This is a genomic window from Staphylococcus piscifermentans (assembly GCF_900186985.1).
GTDB lineage: Bacteria > Bacillota > Bacilli > Staphylococcales > Staphylococcaceae > Staphylococcus > Staphylococcus piscifermentans.
This window is the reverse complement of sequence record NZ_LT906447.1, coordinates 102,616-120,828: the sequence shown is the minus strand read 5'-3', so window position 1 is coordinate 120,828 and position 18,213 is coordinate 102,616. Positions and strand designations below refer to the sequence as shown.

Genomic DNA, 18,213 nt, shown 5'->3' with positions numbered 1-18,213 from the left:
GATATGCGTCTGCTTTGCATATTTTTTGTTTACTCGTAGCAACTTTTGATTTGATTAAGACGCTCAATAAAGCTATCTATATACTTTTGAGGTTCTAAAATACGTGCCAAAGGTGCCATCTGATATGCGATGTAGTAAGCATCTAGCTCTGTACACGCAATCCTCACAATTATTTTTCCATCCTTAGTACGTTCTAATTCTTCAACTATAGTATATTGCTGTCGAAATAACTCCCATTTGGTTTGATCAATTTCAACGGTCACTAATTCTTTACTTTTCACTTCATTAAAAGTATGATCGGAGACTTTGAAATTTTCAATAAGGCGTACACGTTTAGTGTAAATCGTTTTGTCATATTCATATGTAAACCAATAATCGTAGTGCATGTACATCGTCGATAATGGCTTTACTTCTATAATATGGCCGTTAAATTTCATCCAAACTAAGTTTTTCTGACTAATCGCTTTTTCTATCAGCATTAATGTTTGTCCAGGAAACATATCATTTCGTTTTTTAAAATGATTTAGCATTTCATATAAAACCTTTCTATCTTCCATACGCATATTTTGTATTTCTCTTTTGAATAAATTGTATACATCAACATGCAAGATAGGCGTTAAACTTTTAATCTTAATCATAAGCCCTAGCAACGCTAAGCTGTTTAAACTATTAAAATGCGTGATTAATTCATAGCCGTTCTTTTTATAAACAATTTCAGTGTTTCTATTATTCCAATACTCACTTTCATAGAAAAAATCATTGATTATCCTAACGTCTCTTTGAATAGACTTCGTACTCACATTCCCAAACTCAGAGAGCTCTGACTTTCTGACCGTTTCTCCATTCAATAAGCGTGTGAAGATATTCAGGACTCTTGTTGACTTATCCATCTTAACTCACTCCTAAAACACAATATACATTAAAATGCAGACAATTAATGATCATCACACAATCTTCTATTGCAATTATCAAATAATCCCCTATATTATTATAAATTATTACCTATATTGCAATATAGATAAACAAATTTTTTCTAATTCCTAAAAGAAACACTTTGAAAGTCCTCCCAACTCTCAAAGTGTTTCTTTTATTTAAGCTTTCCCCAAATGCCGAAAGCGGTATCTCGGATAAAGGCAGTATTTACGCCTTCCGCTTCTTCCTGCAATTCTTTTTTAAAGGTATCAATAGAGAAATCTCTATTCAACACTTGATGTTCCTGCATTCTCGGTAACATCATTTCTACGAGCCAAGCAAGATCGTTCTCTTTCGATGTCTGCATCACGACTTCTGCTATAATATGCGGCGCTTCAATGCCGAGCTGAACGTACATCTCGTACAATTTCTCACCGATATGAATGTCTCCGCCTTCCAACTCGACTGTTTGCCAAACCCATTGAATGGCTTGCTGGTGGCGAGGCAGCGCATCTCCTCCTGTACCACCATTAATCGCATCACTTTCTTGGAAAATAAATAGACCATCTGGTTTCAACAATGGTTTTAAATTTTCTAAAGCTTGCATGGGGTCAGGTAGATACATGAGGACACGGCGTCCTACTATTGCATCAAATTGTCCTAAATCATTTGGTAAGTTGTACAAATCCGCTTCTCTATATTCAATATTCTCACCACTATGATTTTGCTTCGCGAGATTCAATAATTGCGTGTTGTTATCGATACCGATGACTTTCCCAGAAACACCTACTAGCGCTGCCAGCAGTCCTGTCACTTCTCCAGGTCCGCATCCTATATCTAACACGCGCATTTCTGGATGAATGTTTGCATCTTCTAATAATCTGAGCGTAAACGCATTACGTTGGTCTGCCATAATAGAACTCCTTTTGTATTGTGACTTTCTTTTATGAAAAACCATTCCGCTTGTTTATATCAAATGATACGCATTATTTTGCTATTCTTTTTTTATTGACCCAAAATAAGACTGCGGGAAGTATGACATACCCGATGACCATAGCTGTTATTGCGTAGTAGTTCAGCATTGTGCCACTATCAGTTTTGATAGAGAATTGTCCTTTCCAATCAAACATGACTAATAAAAGGACGGTAAGTAGTAATGAAATGACAGGTAAGACTACATCTGTCACTATGTTCTTGTGCACATTTTCTAAGGTATAGCCTCGTTCTTTTCCAAAATAGAACATCAATACCCCTACCGGCACAACTAAAAATTGGATAAAACGTGAAATGGAACTTAAAATAATGATACTGGTCATATCATATTGGAAGGCCATTGGTAAGACTGCCGCCACTAAGAAAGTTGTCATAAAGGCAATAAATGGAAAGCCTTGTTTCGTACGTTTCTTAAACCAATGTGGCACTTGATTTTCATTTGCGATAGCCTCGAGTATTCTTGGTGTTCCAAAGGAAGCGGCAACGTTGATACCAAACATTGAGATTAAAGCACCGTATAAAATAATGTTGTAAATAATAGGTGAATCAAATACTGCGACAAGTGACACGACTTCTTTGGTCTTAATCAAAGCTCCAGGATTTACCATCATTGTGGCTAAAATGATACCGATATATACTACACCAATAACTAAAATAGCTAAAGGAATGGCTCTCGGCAAGTTCTTTTCAGGCTGTTTCATATCTTCTGATGCATTTGCTACACTTTCAAATCCTGTAAAAGCATAGAAAGCGGCGACAACTGCCATCACTAAAGTAGAACCGTTAATACTTGAAGTATCTACAATATGGTTAATCTCATTGAAGTGATTCTCTCGCGTCATTATCACAATGACTACTCCGGCTACAATAGTGGTTAATAGTGCAAGTAATTTTCCGATGGTAGAAAGATTATTAATAATCTCGAAAATTTTATTTCCGGACATATTGATGATTAATAGTATTACCATCAATAACACTAGCCCTAAAGTAATCATCCAGAAACTGGTGTTATCTCCTCCGAAAATAGTTATGACTGTCTTGACTACTGCAGTTGCCATTACACCCCAAGCGATGCTACCAGCGATAAATCTGGTAATCCCTACATAAAAACCAATATTCTCACCAAAAGCTGCAGTTGCATAAGCATATGCTGCCCCACTTTTAGTTACATATTTGGCTGCTGCCGCAAAAGTAATGGCTAAAATAGCAGCTAACAACGCAGCGAAAATGTAAACGATGGGTGTATATTTCCCTGCAATTTTAATAACGGCTGCTGGCGATAAAAAGATACCTGATCCTATAATTGAGTTGATTGCGAATAAAACAATTGACCAAAATCCTAATTTTTTCATATCATCACATACTTTCAGCTTGATTAATAAAGTCTTTGAATAGTACGTCCATTTATATTCGTATTTGAAGGTAAGTCAATATCATTATAAGAATATTCAGAAATTATTTTGTAAAAGCCCCTTTCTTCCTTATATTTTTAACATTCTTCTGCAGCTTTTCTTTTAACTTCTCTACGGTGATTTATCCAAAACAGAATTATTGGCAGTATGATATAACCTATTACCATGGCAATGATTGCTGAATAATTCGGCACTAAGACGTCATGATGTTTCACGGAAAACTCGCTTTTCCAATCAAATCTTAAGAGCATGAAGACAGTCAGGAATAAAGCAATACTTGGCATGAACATATCTGTAAAGATGTTCTTTTTCGCAGAATCGAGTACATCGTCGTGCGCTTTGCCCATATAGAATGTAATCAAAGCAGCGGGCACGATTAAGAATTGTACAAATCGCGAAATTGCGCTGAGTACGATGATGCTGTCCATTTCGAAGCGGAAGGACATCGGCAGCAACACTGCAACAAGGGCAGTGACTAGAAAAGCGTGAAGCGGAAAGCCATATTGATTTCGATATTTAAACCATGCTGGCAACTGTCCTTTTTCTGCAACAGATTCCAACATACGTGGAATGGAGAATGATGTTGCAATATTGATGCCAAACATTGAAATTAAAGCCCCATATAAAATAATGTTATAGAGAATCGGCGATTTGAAGATTGCCACAAGCGAGACCACTTGTTTAGTTCTGAGTAAAGCCTCAGGATTAAGCATCATAATAATCGTGATAAGTCCTATAAAAGCTGTTCCGATGATGAGGATAGCTACTGGAATGGCTTTCGGCAGATTTTTTTCAGGAGATTGCATATCTTGAGACCCGTTTGCTACATTTTCAAATCCTGTAAAGGCATAGAAGGCAGCAATGATGGCCATTACAAATCCTGAACTATCTAAATGTGAAGTATTTACGAGATGGTCTATCTCATAGTAATGTGATTTGCCAGTAGAAATAATGACAATTAAACCCGCTATAATTACTGTTCCAAGCGAGATCAATTTACCTGCTGTTGAAAGGTTATTAACTAACTCAAATAATTTAGTACCGAAGATATTAATACAAAAGATAATTACCATTAATATTAAAATGCCGATGGTAATCCATAATAGATTATTACTAGGCCCACCTGTAATGACTAAAATCGTCTTCACCACTGCAGTCGCCATCACACCCCAAGCAATACTGCCTGCAATAAATTGAGCTATGCCGACATAGAAGCCGATATGCTCTCCGAAAGCAGCTGTCGAATAAGCATAAGCCGCGCCGCCTTTATTGACATATTTAGCTGCGGACGCAAAGGAAATAGCTAGAACGCCTGCAAAGGAAGCAGCAATCAAATAAACAAGCGGTGTATACTTGCCTGCCATACCAACAACTGTTCCAGGGGATAAGAAAATGCCTGAACCTACTATTAAGTTGATAGTTAACAGCACGATGGACCAAAATCCTAGTTTATTCAACTTAACACCGCCTTCTTCTCAATTTAGCAAAAAAGATATCGTATTGTGTATTTAATACCCTAAAATTGCCATTTTAAGACGGAGTATAAATGTAAAAGCTCAGGGCCGAGACATGCATTTGAGTCTCGGGATCCTGAGCTTGTGATACGCATTATTTTCTTGTGGCTACTTTAGAAACGTAAGTAGATGGTTTATCTTTATCATAAATTGTCAGAGCTGTAATATCTTTAGCGTTTTTCGCAGGTACGAATAAACTGATTAAATAACCAAAGATGAAGGCGATAAAGAATGAAATAATAGAAACATAGAATGGAGAGTTCGCTCCGCCTACGCCTTTCATCAAATATGCAATCACTACACCTGCAAGTAAGCCGACGATAACGCCTAAGGTATTGGCGCGTTTCGTAAAGATTCCAACTGCAAAGATACCTGCCAAAGGTACACCGAATAATCCAGTTACTAATAAGAATAAATCCCACAAGTTGTTAGAATCTGCTGCAATTAAATAGATTGCGATACAGTAGCTGAGCAAACCAGCCACTACAATAGTGATTCTCGCAAAGAGTACTTCACTCTTCTCGTCTTTTCCTTTTCCGAAGAAGCGGTCTTTAATGTCTTCAGAAATACATGCTGAAATGGAGTTCAAGCTTGAAGAAATGGTAGATTGTGCAGCTGCGAAGATGGCTGCGATCAGTAAACCGCCAACAAATGGTGGCATTTCTGTCAAGATGAAGTAAGGTACGACTGAAGATGTGTTGAAACCTTCAGGCAGTGAATCAGAATGTTTATAGAATGAATACATCATTGTTCCCATGCCGTAGAAAATCGGTGCTGAGATTAAGGCTAATATACCGTTGATCCACAGTGATTTCTTCGTTTCATCAATAGAGTCGGAAGCTTGGTAACGTTGAACAACGTCTTGACTGGCTGTATATTGATGTAAGTTATTAAAAATATTTCCCAGGAAAATAATCGGCAACGCTGCAGCAGCTGAATTTAATTTCCAGTTATCGGCGCTGAGTAATTTCTTGTTTGCGACGGCATCGTGAGCAATAGTACCAAAGCCGCCTTTGATTTCCATAGCACCAATGATGATAATCATCAAAGCGCCTCCTAGTAAAATGACGCCTTGGATAAAGTCGCTCCATACTACGCCTTCAAATCCACCTAAGAATGTGTACAGAATACATAAGATACCCACTAAACTCGCTACTAGATAAGGATTGATATCAGACACTGCTGTAATTGCTAATGTCGGTAAATAGATAACAATGGCGATACGTCCTAAGTGGAAAATCACGAAGAGCAATGAACCAATAACACGCACACTCGGTCCGAAACGTGCTTCTAAGTATTCATATGCTGATGTGACCTTTAATTTTTTAAAGAATGGTACGTAAAATGCAATTAATAACGGAATAATTGCAACAATTGCAATGTTTCCAGCAATATAGGACCAATCTGTCAGAAAGGCCTTTTCTGGTGTTGACATAAATGTAATTGCACTTAATGTCGTTGCATAAATTGAGAAACCTATTGCCCATGAAGGAAGGCGTCCGCTTGCTGTAAAGAAACTATCTGTGCTTTGACTTGCACGTTTGGTAAAGTAGGCTCCCACTATCAGCATCACTACGAGATACAAAATAACGGCAACCCAGTTCCATGCGCCAAAACCAACCTGTTGCATAAACAACACCCCTAATCATATTCTATTTTACAAATTGTATTGTTTTACTAAATCATCTAAAGCTGCTCTGTTCTCTTCGTTGAATGGCGCGAATGGGCGTTTTGGTAAACCGCTATCGATACCGCGATATTTCAAGATTTCTTTTAATGTCGGATACAGTCCTAATTCTAAAACTTTAGCAATAATATTGTTTGTTTCATGTTGAACTTGATAAGCTTCGTCGACTTTGCCTTGTTGCGCTAATTCGAAGATTTGACGTGTACGTTTACCGTTGACATTAAATGTAGAACCGATGGCACCGTCTACACCTGAAGCAACTGCTTGGATCAACATTTCATCAAAGCCTGAGAAAATGAGTTTATCTGGATAAGCTTTACGTAAACGTTCTAATAAGAAGAAATTAGGCGCTGTGTATTTCACGCCAATAATTTTCTCATGATTGAAAAGTTCGCCAAATTGCTCGACGTTGATATTAACTCCTGTCAGATCAGGAATGGAGTAAACAATCATCTTATTTTGAGTTGCTTCAATTAAGTCAAAGTAATATTGTTTAATTTCTTCAAAAGAGAGTGGATAATAAAACGGTGTGACTGCTGAAAGTGCATCATAGCCAAGTTCAGTCGCATATTTACCGAGTTCAATTGCTTCATTTAAATCAAGCGCGCCGATTTGCGCAATCAATTTCACGTCGTCTCCGACAGCTTCTTTTGCAATTTTAAAGATTTGTTTCTTCTGTGCTGTATTAATTAAGAAGTTCTCTCCTGAACTTCCATTTACATATAGTCCATCTAATCCTTCATTTTCAATCGCATTCTTGGCAATAGCCTTTAATCCTTCTTCTTTGACTTGGCCATTTTCATCAAATGGTACAAGTAATGCGGCATATAACCCTTTCAATTTTCTTCCATCTTGCTTTCCTCCAAACATAAATAATCTCTATATAAAGCTTTACTAATTGATAAATTTGACTGGTCCTACTTGAATTGCTGATTTACAAACCTAATTGTAAACGCTATCATTTTGCTGAACAATAAGATTTGAAAACTTTTAACACAATTGTCTGATTTTAATGAAAATTATTTTCAAAAATTGATATAGCCTTTCTGAAATCTACCTTTGTGAATATAATGGTTATAAATATAGGAGGAATGTCGCATGTATAGTATTGCAGTAGATATCGGCGGAACGAACATCAAAGCTGCCGTCTTAAATGATGAGTTAGATATCGTAAAATATGTGAAGATACCGACACCTGATAATAAAGAAGTACTCATTGTGGAGAAAGTGTATCGCTTAATTAGAGATTATATTGAACAATATGCACTGGCTTCACCCTTTATCGGTATCTCAAGTGCCGGAGTAATTGATTCAGAGCGCGGAGAGGTTGTTTATACCGGCCCTACTATTCAAAACTTTGATGGCACAAATTTTTACCAAGCTTTAAGTGACTTATCTAATCAAATAAAGATTTATAACGATGTAGACGCTGCACTATTAAGAGAACTGGCTTTTCATCAATATGAAGAAGAAAATATTTTCTGTTTAACTTTAGGTACAGGGATTGGCGGTGCATTTTATAATCACAAATTAGGTTTATATGCGGGAGAACGGCATCGTGCGAATGAGATTGGTTACCTGCTGTATCGTGCTGAAGACGATAAAACTTTTGAAAAACGTGCTTCGACTGCTGCTTTAAAAGAATTGATGCAGAAATGGGAATTTGAGTTTGCATCGAATGTTCCTCGCTTATTTGAATTAGCAGAAACTGGTGATACACTTGCGCAAGCTATTTTGAATGAATGGGCTACTCATGTTGCAGAGGGAATTGCGCAAATTCAGATTATGTATGATCCGGGATTGATTTTAATCGGCGGCGGAATTTCTGCTCAAGGTGCTGCCTTATTAAAATATATCGAACCTAAAGTGCATGATTTCTTACCTCCTGATTATGGGGTGGCACGTTTGCAAACAACTCAAACTGAGAATCATGCTGCCCTATTCGGTGTGGTCTCTCAAAGATAAAATAAACGCTCCACATCTATGTAAGGTGCAACCAAAACATTGATATGGAGCGTTTTTTTACACTTACTTCAGTCTTACCTCAGACAAACGGGAGACTTCCTTTACAAATCTTTCTTTCCCAGAATGGTGTGGCGTGTATGTTGATAAAGTTTATGCATATAATCGTTCTTCAGCAACAGGTAACATACGATGTCCATCAGAAAGGTGGTCGCGATTTGTGTGTTGATAAAGCGTGTATCGTGTACGCGTGATTGATCGCTGGTAATGAGGACGAGATTAGCATGTTGGGTAATGGTGCTGCCTTCATAGTTTGTGATGACGACGACGTAAGCGCCTTGTTTATGAGCGATTTGTGCAGCTTCTGCAAGCTCTGTAGTTTCTCCGCTATTGGAAATGGCTACGAACATATCTTTTGAGGAAAGCAAGGAGGCAGAAATTTTCATTTGGTGTGCATCGGTTGAAACCATGCCTTTTACTCCCATGCGTAAGGTGCGATAGTAAAATTCGCTTGCGGTCAGTCCTGAACTGCCTAGTCCTGCGTAGTTGACTTGGCGACTGGTTTTCAAATAGTGTGCGAAGCGTTTGATTTTTTCCTCGGAAATAAATTCTCCTGTTTGTTGAATAATATTTTGATGGTAACGATGGATTTGCTGGACTAATGGCGCATTTTCCACTACTCTTTCAGACTTCTCATGTTGCAGATTGAATTTCATATCTTGGAAGTTCGCATAATTTAATTTGTTGCTGAAACGTGTAATAGTGGCTGGTGATGTACCGATTGCGTGTGCCAGCGAATTAATAGTTGAGAAACTATCATCTAATTCATTTTCTTGTATAAACGCCACTATCTTTTTATCCATTTTCGTCAGTAAATGACGGCTTTGCTGAACGCGACTTTCAAACTTCACTGCCTCATCTCCCCTCTTCATCTTAGGTTAACTGTAATATAAATGAAAATCTTTTTCAATTTGTAATTATCGATTGATTAAAAATTTCTTGGTGCTATGATAAGAGTGATAAAGGAACTGCCTACTTAAGTTACAAAAACAAAAAGAGATGGAGTGTGTCGGAATGTTACCACAAGGATTAATTGTTTCATGCCAAGCATTGCCTGATGAACCGTTGCATTCATCATTTATTATGTCGAAATTAGCCCTCGCAGCTTATGAAGGCGGAGCGGTCGGAATTCGCGCCAATACGAAAGAAGATATTGAAGCGATTAAAGCAGAGGTGCCCTTGCCTGTCATTGGTATTGTAAAGCGAGATTACGAAGGTTCTGAGGTGTTTATCACCGCCACGTCTAAGGAAGTCGATGAATTAATCGAAAGCGGCTGTGACGTTATCGCCTTAGATGCCACAAAGCAAGAGCGCCCTCAAGAAACCTTAGCTGAATTAGTCGCTTATATTCGCGAACATGCGCCTCACACAGAAATCATGGCGGACATTTCTACTGTAGACGAAGCCATCAACGCCGATCAACTAGGCTTCGATTACATCGGTACGACCCTGCGCGGCTACACTCACTATACTAAAGGGCACATTTTGTACGAGAATGACTTTGCTTTTTTAAAAGAAATCTTGGAAAAGGTGGAGGCCAAAGTGATTGCGGAGGGCAATGTGATTACTCCGGAAATGTATCGAACTGTCAGCAATCTCGGCGTTCATTGCACAGTAGTAGGCGGCGCGATTACTCGTCCGAAACAAATTACCGAACGCTTTGTACAAGCAGCAGAAGAATAGTCATAAGCAAGTTGGGAGAGTCAAAGTAATGAACATTTATAACTTGAAAGATAAAAGTACAGCGAGTATATATACAGCAATTGCATTATTAAAGACGATTAAAAATAATCCGCAAGCGATTTTGGGATTAGCGACAGGTTCTACTATGGTTGAACTTTACCCGCAATTTACCGATTTGTTAAGAGCGAATCAAGTGGATGTCAGCGGGGTACATACGTTTAATCTAGATGAATATGTAGGGTTGGAGGCAACACATCCGCAAAGTTACTATACTTACATGCATGAGCGCTTATTCAATCAGTATGAAGGTTGGCAAGAATCTAATATTCATATTCCTAATGGGAAGTCTGATGAGGCGGTTGATGAAGGCGCACGTTATGAGCAATTGCTGCATGAAATGGGACGACCGGATATTCAAATTCTAGGTATTGGAGAAAATGGCCACATTGGTTTTAATGAGCCGGGCACTTCCTTTGAGAGTACTACGAGTATTGTTGATCTGACGCCTTCTACACTACATGCAAACAGTATCCATTTTGAACATGCCGATGATGTGCCGAAACAAGCGGTTTCCATGGGACTGTCTTCAATTATGCGGGCAGAACGTATTATCTTGCTGGCTTTTGGCGAGAAAAAAATTGATGCGATTCGCCGCTTGGCTACTGGAGAAATTTCTGAGGAGCTACCAGCCTCTATCTTGCATCGCCATTCTAATGTCGAAGTTATTGTAGACGATGTCATTTTCAAAGCACTTCACTAAACTGAGCCGGGTGCTCAGTTTTTTTATGTTTTATGTGTGGATTTTTGAATAAACGGTGTGAAAATGTGGGAATCTAGACACTAAATTCTGCAAAGTGTCCAGAAAACATAAGAATCTAGACACTAAATTCCGAGAAGTGTCTAGATTCACAATTCTTCAACTCAAAACCATCTTTTCTTTTTAAATAACACAATCAATGCAATAGATAACACGACCGTAATGCCGATGAATACGAAATAACTGTATTTCCAGTGCAGCTCCGGCATATTGGTGAAGTTCATTCCGAACCATCCTGTAAGAAGTGTGAGTGGGAAAAAGATAGAAGATAGTATAGTTAAGACATTAATCACACTATTGATACGGCTCGAATGATACGATTCATTATTATCTTTAATTTCGTCGGTTAATTCTTCACAGGCCTTCAAAGTTGCGGTTTGATGCTTCAATTGATTTAAGATGCGATGCACCAAGCGCTTCTTATGTTGGTTCTCATTGAAATGGTTAGATGTCTGAATCGTTTCTACTAGTTGCTCCATAGGTAAGATAACGCGCTTCAATTTAATAATTTCAGCTCGAATATCGTAAACTTCCCTCATCATTTTTTTATTACGATCGGAATCTACATTTTGATATTCCAAATTAAATACTTCTTCCTCAATTTCTCCTACATAAGCAAAATAAGATTCGATAATCTTATGCAATAACTTCAGAGTAATCATTTCGGCATCCGGCTTAATTGAGCCTTTTTCTAATGATTCTTGTAAATAATCGATGAGCGGTATTTTAGACTGATGAATCGTGACTAAACTATTTTCCGTAATCGTAATATTCAACGGTCGAGCCGAAAAATCTTTCGTGTCCAATGTGTGCACGATGATGTGCTTAATATCTTCTTCAGCATTATGGTAAATATCGGGATGGCCTAACGTGTAAATTGAAGAAGCCACTTCATTTTGATCTAAATTCAAGTCGTTTTGAAGATATTCCTTTTCCTCTTTGGTAGGTTGGATACAGTCATACCAAACAAAGCCGCTATTTTTGGGCACTTTATCTAAGTGGCTGGTGGTGATAATTTGTTGATTTTCGTTTTGATACATGCAAGTTAATGTCATTATGTTCACGCCTTTTCAAGTGTCTCTTTTATTTACTAGATACCACTGCAGATGCGGCTGAAAACGCACTAAAGCAAAAGAAAGTCCTGAAGTACTATAACTACTCCAGGATTCCAAAAAATTATTCAATTTCATCTTAAAACCATTTTTTCTTTTTAAATAACATCACTAAAGCTGCAGTGATGACAATAGCCAGGACGATAAAGACTGGATAGCTGTATTTCCAATCGTATTCTGGCATAAATTTGAAGCCCATACCGTACCATCCGCATAAGAAAGAGAGCGGGAAGAAGATAGATGAAATAATCGTCAATACATTCATCACCTTGCTGATACGTGTTGTGTGATAGGATTGGTCATTGTCTTTAATCTCATCTGTTAAATCTTCGCACGAGGCTAAAGTTTCGGTTTCATGTCTTAATTGATTATAAATATCATAGAACAACTGCGACTTTTGTGAATCTTTATCAAATGTGCCAAATGCTTTAATCGTATCGACCAATTGTTCCATCGGTAATAAGATACGTTTCAACTTAATAATTTCAGCTCTGATATCGAAAACTTGCTGCATGAGTTTCTTATTACGTGCAGATTCCATATTATACGTTTCAAAAGAAAATACACGCTCTTCGATTTTTTCAACATGCACAAAATAAGTATCTACAATATTTTCTAAGAGTGCTAAAGTCACTAATTCAGCATCAGGTTTAAGCTGATGATCTAACAACTGTTGTTTGACGTCAGAAACCGATGCCAACTCAGAATGATGCAATGTGACAATAGTATTACCTGCAATCGTAATCCCCAGTGCACGTGCCGTAAAATCTTTATCAACTAACGTATGTGCAATAATGTGACGTGCTTCTCGATGGGAATTTCGTGAAATATCCGGTTGAGATAAAGTATATACTGATGATTCAATTTCTTTCGTACTTAATTTAAAGGTCTGCTTTAAAAATTCTTTTTCTTCATTCGTCGGTGCAATCACATCGTACCAAATAAATTCACTATCTTTAGGTACTTCGTGAATCTGTTCAGTTGATTGAAGCTGGTGCTTTTTATCTTCATAAATACACCTAACCGTCATCCGCTTCACCCCTCTATTCGTTATACAACTTAGTTGGTCTTTACCACTAAACTCAGTTGCGAAACTCAGAACATCCTGTATCTGCCGCTAAAAATAAAAGACGCCGGGCATAAAAATGTCTCAGCGTCTCTGTATATACCTTATGAAAACAATACTTTCACTACTCTCCAAAATGATTCCCACAATTCTTGAGGTGTACCTGTCATGGTTCTTCCTCCTCTCCAAAGTTTTCTTTTTCAATAAATTTTTATCCTGTAACCGCTTCGCTCTTCACTGCATCATCTGCAATGCCTAACCAGAAGTTGCGAACATCTTGGGTTTTGATTTGGGCTTCTGTCGCATCGGTTCCTACGAAATCGCCATGATCCCAGTCGTGTTGAATGGGCGAGACTTGCCATATTCCTTTTTGTACTTCATCTGTCGCAGGTGTTGAGGCTTGGTTGAAGGGATGTTGGGCTGAAATAGTGGATACAAGGCCATCATTTTCTCGCCATTCTTTTTCTTCTGCTTTACCGATAACGTTGCCTGTAAGATGTTTGGAAGCTGCCATATGGATGTCAGCACGTTGTCTGCCGTTTAATCCTGGACGTGTCGATTCTCCTGTGTAAGATTTGTACACGATATTTGGATTTAAAGAAGTACGGTCGTTCAATTCCTTTGCGCCTTTACGTGACAAATCATAGAGTGCATTATCTGTGGTTGTCCAGAGCTTACTTTGTTTTTTTACACGTTCAACATAATCTGGATAAGACTCATTTTCATCTTGTTTGAAGCCCCATTGAGCCAACCCGTAGTCTACTTGGGAATATTTATTTCCTTGTAGTTTCATATTGTCATAGAGTACTTGGCGGATAAATGCCTCGTTGCCTACATCTGCAGCATGCGTGCCGTTGTGCGGGGAGGCTACTGTCGTTATGGAAGTTACCATATTATCATGACTGCCTTGGAATAACGGTGAAATAGTTCCGCCGTGTGCCTTTTGATAATCAATTTCTTCTTGATTACCGTTGCGTAGAAATTCTTCTAGTTGGCGTATCGTTTGTCCGCCCATACTATGTCCGACTAAATGGACCTTTTGTCCTGGCTGCCACTCTGGATAAACACCTTCATAAGTCTTCCCATATCTTTTATGACCGTATTTTTCAGCATGTGCAGAGCCGTAATCTACAGTGCCACCTTTAATATAATAATAAAGCTCAACTGCGCGGTCATAATTGCTGCCATAAGCGCCGATGCTTGCCTCGTAAACGTTGTAACCATTCTCTTCTAAATCTTTCTGCAAATCTGTGCGGTCCCCGCCCCAATAGTTGCCGCTCGCTGGTCCAGCTGTTTCTCCTACTAATCCGTTGAAACCATGGACAAGGATAATCGGATCTCGGTTTTTAAACTGTTGCTGTTTCGCTGATTTATTCGTTTGATCTGTTACCGGCCTGGATGTCTGCGCAGTATTCTTATTATTTGTTGTTGCATTCGCATTATTACCCAAAGTCTCTATGCCTTTATGCGAGTCGCCGTTTTTATCCTCTGCAGGTTGCGCGGCAGACGGATTCTGCGTGTTAATGTGCCCTACTACAGCTTTCTTGTCCTCTACTGTAGGTTGTGGTGGATTTACGGTCTCAGGAGGTTGAGTCTTCGAGGTGCTGCTTTGTCTAGGTTGCTGAGTAATTTTATTGGGTTGTTCAGGTGGTGCTGAAAAAGTATGTTCTTCTGCTTTCGGCAAGGTTTGTTCTATATTTTGTGTTACGTTATCTGAAACTTTCTTTAGGCTGGTCTGATTATTTGTTCCTTGTTCTTTCGGACTATCAGCCGTTGTTTCTTCTGCTGGTGCTGCCTTCTGTGCTTTATTCGGAAAAGAAGGCGCAGCGTTGTCATGTCTCTTGATAGTTGCATTTTGATTTTGAACTTTTTTCAATGTATCTTGTGTGTATTTTTCAATAGGATAAGAAGACTGCTTTGCAGAAGTAGCCTTATTTTCTGACGTCGGTTTTGGATTGTTTTCTGTAGCAGCTGCACTTTTTTCACTTATATCGTTTGTTGTCTGTTGTTCTGGAGTTTGTGGGTTTACGTTAGTTGTCTCATTATTTTCTTGTACATTGTGAGAGTTATCGCTATTAGCATGCGTTTGATTCAGTGTTTGTTCATTAGATTTTGGTAAGGACGTTGCTGTCTGTTTAAGCGGCGGAGTTTCTTCAGATACGTTTTGCTTGTCTGATTGCTGTTGATTAGTTTCGGGTGTCGGTGATGGATTTTTATCTGGTTCTGCAGGCTGATTGGCTTCTGTTGCTTCTTGTGTCACGGACGGTTCAGTCTTCTTAGCTGGTTTATCAGTTGCTTGCTCAGCGTTGTGAACAGGTGATGTTTCAGTGGTTACTTCATTTTGGGTAATATTCGATTCAGGTTGAGCCGTATGGTTATTTTCAGCTGCATCTGCTGCCCCGCTTCCTATGAAAAATAAAGAAGCCACTAAAATCGATGATGTTCCAAAAGTCATTTTACGGATACTGTACTTATTTAGTCTTTTTTCCAAATTAACGCACCTCAATTATGTAGTTTTTAAGTTATACCTCATTTTGCATAAGGTAATCTTATTCTAATTAATTATTATTAATATATAATTAAAAACATTTGAGTTATTTGTTAATAATATTAAAAGGGATATGAATAATATTAAGTAAGTTAATGTTAATTTAGGTATTAAAAAAGACTAAAGTCCGCAACTTTAGTCTTTCCTTCATTTATTATTAATGACCTAATGCTTTCAACGTATCTAATGCAACTTGTTGTGCGGATTGTGGATTTTGGCCTGTAATTAATCGACCATCTGTCACTACGAATGATGACCAATCGTCACCTTTTTCGTATTCGCCGCCTTTGTCTTTCAAGGCATCTTCTAAAAGATAAGGTAAGTTGTCTTCAACGCCCATTTGAGATTCTTCGCTATTAGAGAAGCCGGCCACTCTTTTACCTTTAATCAAGTTTTGACCGTCATTTTTGATATTCAACAATCCGGCTGGGCCATGACAAACGCCTGTCACGTAGCCATTATCTGAGTAAATTTTTTCAGCTAGCTCTATTAAGCCTTTATCTTTTGCAAAGTCCCACATTACGCCGTGTCCACCTGCATAGTAAATCACTTCGTAATCTTCTGCATGTACTTCGTCAGGTTTATAAGAGTGATTCAATTGCGTCATGAATTTATGATCTGTATAATATTTCCAATCTACATCTGACATAAAATCTTCTTGTAAGCTGGCAGGGTCAATAGGTACAAAGCCGCCTTCTGGGCTGACATAATCTATTTCGTAACCTGCTTTATAGAATTCATCCGCAAAGTGAACGACTTCTCCGAGCCATGCACCTGTTGGACGCGCTAAATCTGGATATTTCGATACATTTGTGACTGCTACTAATATTTTTTTCATCAAACATTCACCTCTCCAGTTATTTATACACCCTATCTTAACGCTTAAACCTAGGTCGAAGGGAAAGTATCTGCTCATTACACGCCATTCTCTATGTCTTTCAACATTTCATCTACTGTCACTTTAGCACTCGTTAAGACTATTGGGACGCCTGCGCCTGGATGCACGCTTGCCCCTGCAAAATATAAATCTTTATAGTCTCGACTGACATTATGCGGACGATAATAATTACTTTGCGCCAATGTCGGCATTAAACCGAATGCAGTGCCGAATTTCGCATTGTACTCATTTTCAAAATCTTTGGGCGTAAAAATGGTTTCAGTTAATACTTGAGACTCAATATCTTGTGTACCAACAGCTTTGTTCAATTTAGCGTAAATATGTTGTTTCGCGGTTTGAATGGTTTCTGGATTCTTCCAATCTACTTGGCCTACTTTCAATTCAGGAACTGGCATCAATGCATAAATCCCAGTTTTCCCTTTAGGAGCAAGCGCTGGGTCTTCCACACTCGGTGCATGTAAATAAATAGAAGGATCTTTCGGCAGACGCCCACTGAAGATGTCATCAATATTCTGTTCAAAATCTTCCGCAAAGATAACATTATGGATGCGCAATTGCTCGCTTAAATCTTCATCAATGCCGATATACATCAAGAACGCTGAACAAGCATAATCCATCTTATCGATTTTCTTTTTCGGATAAGCAGCTAATTGAGTTTCATCTTTAAATAAATGTTGAGCTGCATAAGGGAAATCCGCTGTGCACAGCACTTTATCGAAGTGTTCATACTGACCATCGACCTTAACGCCATCTGCTTGCTTGAAGCGCGAATCAATCACAATTTCTTCTATCTCTGCATTCGTCACAATGCGTGTGCCCAACTCTTCATTCAACCGCTTCAACGCCTCAGCAAAACCATACATACCGCCTTTAATGTAATGTACCCCGAACATCATTTCCACCATAGGAATGAGCGTATATAACGATGGCGTACGTTTAGGATCAATGCCGATATATAACGTTTGAAAGGCCAACATCTTTCTGATTTTGTCATTTTCAACATAATTATCAATGAGGTTCTGCGCATTACCGAATGTTTTCAAACGCATTCCTTGATAGAGGGTATAAGGATTGTAGAAGTCGGTCGGCTTTCTAAAAGCCCGTTCTAAAAAGTGTTCTCGCGCAATTTCATAACGCTGATAAATATCTGTCAGAAATTGCATGAAGCCGTGAGTGGTCCCCTCTTCAATATTTTCCAAGGTGTTGCGCAGTTCTACTAAATCTGTCGGAATCGAGATTTTGTCATCATCTGCAAAATGCACATCATATAGATAGGGCAATTGTTTCATCTCTAGATAATCATTTAGATTTTTGCCAGCAAAGTGAAAGACATCATAATACGTATCCGGCATCATCACAATTGTAGGACCCATATCAAATGTGAACCCTTGGTCAGTAAAGCGGGACATTCGTCCTCCCACTTGGCTGTTCTTTTCATATATGGTTACCTCATGATGTTGCGCTGATAATCTGGCAGCTGCAGCTAAACCTGCAATACCGCCGCCTATAATTGCGATTTTCATATTTATTCACCTTCACTCGGACGTTC

15 protein-coding genes are annotated in these 18,213 nt (G+C 38.5%); 3 read left to right on the top strand and 12 right to left on the bottom strand.

The window, feature by feature from the left end; all coding sequences use genetic code 11:
* Window positions 1–29: 29 nt before the first annotated feature.
* The 6 genes from CKV71_RS00485 to CKV71_RS00460 form a co-directional block, all read right to left on the bottom strand.
* A complete protein-coding gene (locus CKV71_RS00485) occupies window positions 30–890 on the bottom strand; it encodes a WYL domain-containing transcriptional regulator (protein WP_095102661.1) in 861 nt (286 codons plus the stop codon).
* A 197-nt stretch (window positions 891–1,087) separates the two neighbouring features.
* The gene (locus CKV71_RS00480; protein WP_095102658.1) at window positions 1,088–1,825 is read right to left on the bottom strand and encodes a class I SAM-dependent methyltransferase; all 738 of its coding nucleotides are present in this window, start codon (window positions 1,823–1,825) and stop codon (window positions 1,088–1,090) included.
* Between the two features lie 73 nt (window positions 1,826–1,898).
* On the bottom strand, window positions 1,899–3,257 hold the full coding sequence (locus CKV71_RS00475; protein ID WP_095102655.1) for an APC family permease: 1,359 nt from the start codon (window positions 3,255–3,257) through the stop codon (window positions 1,899–1,901).
* A 137-nt stretch (window positions 3,258–3,394) separates the two neighbouring features.
* The gene (locus CKV71_RS00470; RefSeq protein WP_095102647.1) at window positions 3,395–4,774 is read right to left on the bottom strand and encodes an APC family permease; all 1,380 of its coding nucleotides are present in this window, start codon (window positions 4,772–4,774) and stop codon (window positions 3,395–3,397) included.
* A gap of 151 nt (window positions 4,775–4,925) precedes the next feature.
* Complete coding sequence (locus tag CKV71_RS00465; protein WP_095102642.1) at window positions 4,926–6,461, bottom strand: sodium:solute symporter family protein; 1,536 nt, start codon at window positions 6,459–6,461, stop codon at window positions 4,926–4,928.
* A 27-nt stretch (window positions 6,462–6,488) separates the two neighbouring features.
* Entirely contained in the window at window positions 6,489–7,388 is a 900-nt protein-coding gene (locus CKV71_RS00460) for an N-acetylneuraminate lyase (protein WP_095102621.1), read from the bottom strand.
* A gap of 228 nt (window positions 7,389–7,616) precedes the next feature.
* Here CKV71_RS00460 and CKV71_RS00455 point away from each other — a divergent pair, with 228 nt between their 5' ends.
* On the top strand, window positions 7,617–8,483 hold the full coding sequence (locus CKV71_RS00455) for an ROK family protein (protein ID WP_095102618.1): 867 nt from the start codon (window positions 7,617–7,619) through the stop codon (window positions 8,481–8,483).
* Window positions 8,484–8,584: 101 nt separating this feature from the next.
* Here the strand turns inward: CKV71_RS00455 and CKV71_RS00450 are convergent, their stop codons facing one another.
* Window positions 8,585–9,391 (bottom strand): MurR/RpiR family transcriptional regulator, encoded by an 807-nt coding sequence (locus CKV71_RS00450; RefSeq protein WP_095102604.1) that lies wholly within the window; start codon window positions 9,389–9,391, stop codon window positions 8,585–8,587.
* A 148-nt stretch (window positions 9,392–9,539) separates the two neighbouring features.
* Between CKV71_RS00450 and CKV71_RS00445 the strand changes: the two genes are divergently transcribed.
* Window positions 9,540–10,223 carry an N-acetylmannosamine-6-phosphate 2-epimerase gene (locus CKV71_RS00445; protein ID WP_095102593.1) on the top strand — a complete coding sequence of 228 codons (684 nt, stop codon included), beginning with the start codon at window positions 9,540–9,542 and terminating at the stop codon, window positions 10,221–10,223.
* Window positions 10,224–10,251: 28 nt separating this feature from the next.
* Complete coding sequence (gene nagB, locus CKV71_RS00440) at window positions 10,252–10,983, top strand: glucosamine-6-phosphate deaminase (protein WP_095102587.1); 732 nt, start codon at window positions 10,252–10,254, stop codon at window positions 10,981–10,983.
* A gap of 161 nt (window positions 10,984–11,144) precedes the next feature.
* Here nagB and CKV71_RS00435 read toward each other — a convergent pair whose 3' ends face one another.
* From CKV71_RS00435 to CKV71_RS00415, 5 genes are all read right to left on the bottom strand, one after another.
* Window positions 11,145–12,080, bottom strand: coding sequence for a CorA family divalent cation transporter (locus CKV71_RS00435; RefSeq protein WP_231917528.1), 936 nt, complete (start codon window positions 12,078–12,080; stop codon window positions 11,145–11,147).
* Window positions 12,081–12,231: 151 nt separating this feature from the next.
* Complete coding sequence (locus CKV71_RS00430; protein WP_095102581.1) at window positions 12,232–13,182, bottom strand: CorA family divalent cation transporter; 951 nt, start codon at window positions 13,180–13,182, stop codon at window positions 12,232–12,234.
* A gap of 247 nt (window positions 13,183–13,429) precedes the next feature.
* A complete protein-coding gene (lip, locus tag CKV71_RS12725; RefSeq protein ID WP_095102579.1) occupies window positions 13,430–15,709 on the bottom strand; it encodes a YSIRK-targeted triacylglycerol lipase in 2,280 nt (759 codons plus the stop codon).
* 214 nt (window positions 15,710–15,923) lie between these two features.
* Window positions 15,924–16,604 carry a type 1 glutamine amidotransferase domain-containing protein gene (locus tag CKV71_RS00420; RefSeq protein ID WP_095102576.1) on the bottom strand — a complete coding sequence of 227 codons (681 nt, stop codon included), beginning with the start codon at window positions 16,602–16,604 and terminating at the stop codon, window positions 15,924–15,926.
* A gap of 77 nt (window positions 16,605–16,681) precedes the next feature.
* Window positions 16,682–18,187: a phytoene desaturase family protein gene (locus CKV71_RS00415; RefSeq protein ID WP_095102573.1), complete on the bottom strand. Its 1,506-nt coding sequence runs from the start codon at window positions 18,185–18,187 to the stop codon at window positions 16,682–16,684.
* Window positions 18,188–18,213: the final 26 nt, after the last annotated feature.

Coding starts and splice junctions, on each gene's coding strand:
- CKV71_RS00475 (WP_095102655.1), bottom strand. CDS start 3,257: ATGAAAAAATTAGGATTTTGGTCAATTGTTTTATTCGCAATCAACTCA.
- CKV71_RS00455 (WP_095102618.1), top strand. CDS start 7,617: ATGTATAGTATTGCAGTAGATATCGGCGGAACGAACATCAAAGCTGCC.
- CKV71_RS00480 (WP_095102658.1), bottom strand. CDS start 1,825: ATGGCAGACCAACGTAATGCGTTTACGCTCAGATTATTAGAAGATGCA.
- CKV71_RS00445 (WP_095102593.1), top strand. CDS start 9,540: ATGGAGTGTGTCGGAATGTTACCACAAGGATTAATTGTTTCATGCCAA.
- nagB (WP_095102587.1), top strand. CDS start 10,252: ATGAACATTTATAACTTGAAAGATAAAAGTACAGCGAGTATATATACA.
- CKV71_RS00460 (WP_095102621.1), bottom strand. CDS start 7,388: ATGTTTGGAGGAAAGCAAGATGGAAGAAAATTGAAAGGGTTATATGCC.
- CKV71_RS00435 (WP_231917528.1), bottom strand. CDS start 12,080: ATGTATCAAAACGAAAATCAACAAATTATCACCACCAGCCACTTAGAT.
- CKV71_RS00485 (WP_095102661.1), bottom strand. CDS start 890: ATGGATAAGTCAACAAGAGTCCTGAATATCTTCACACGCTTATTGAAT.
- CKV71_RS00415 (WP_095102573.1), bottom strand. CDS start 18,187: ATGAAAATCGCAATTATAGGCGGCGGTATTGCAGGTTTAGCTGCAGCT.
- CKV71_RS00420 (WP_095102576.1), bottom strand. CDS start 16,604: ATGAAAAAAATATTAGTAGCAGTCACAAATGTATCGAAATATCCAGAT.
- CKV71_RS00465 (WP_095102642.1), bottom strand. CDS start 6,461: ATGCAACAGGTTGGTTTTGGCGCATGGAACTGGGTTGCCGTTATTTTG.
- CKV71_RS00430 (WP_095102581.1), bottom strand. CDS start 13,182: ATGACGGTTAGGTGTATTTATGAAGATAAAAAGCACCAGCTTCAATCA.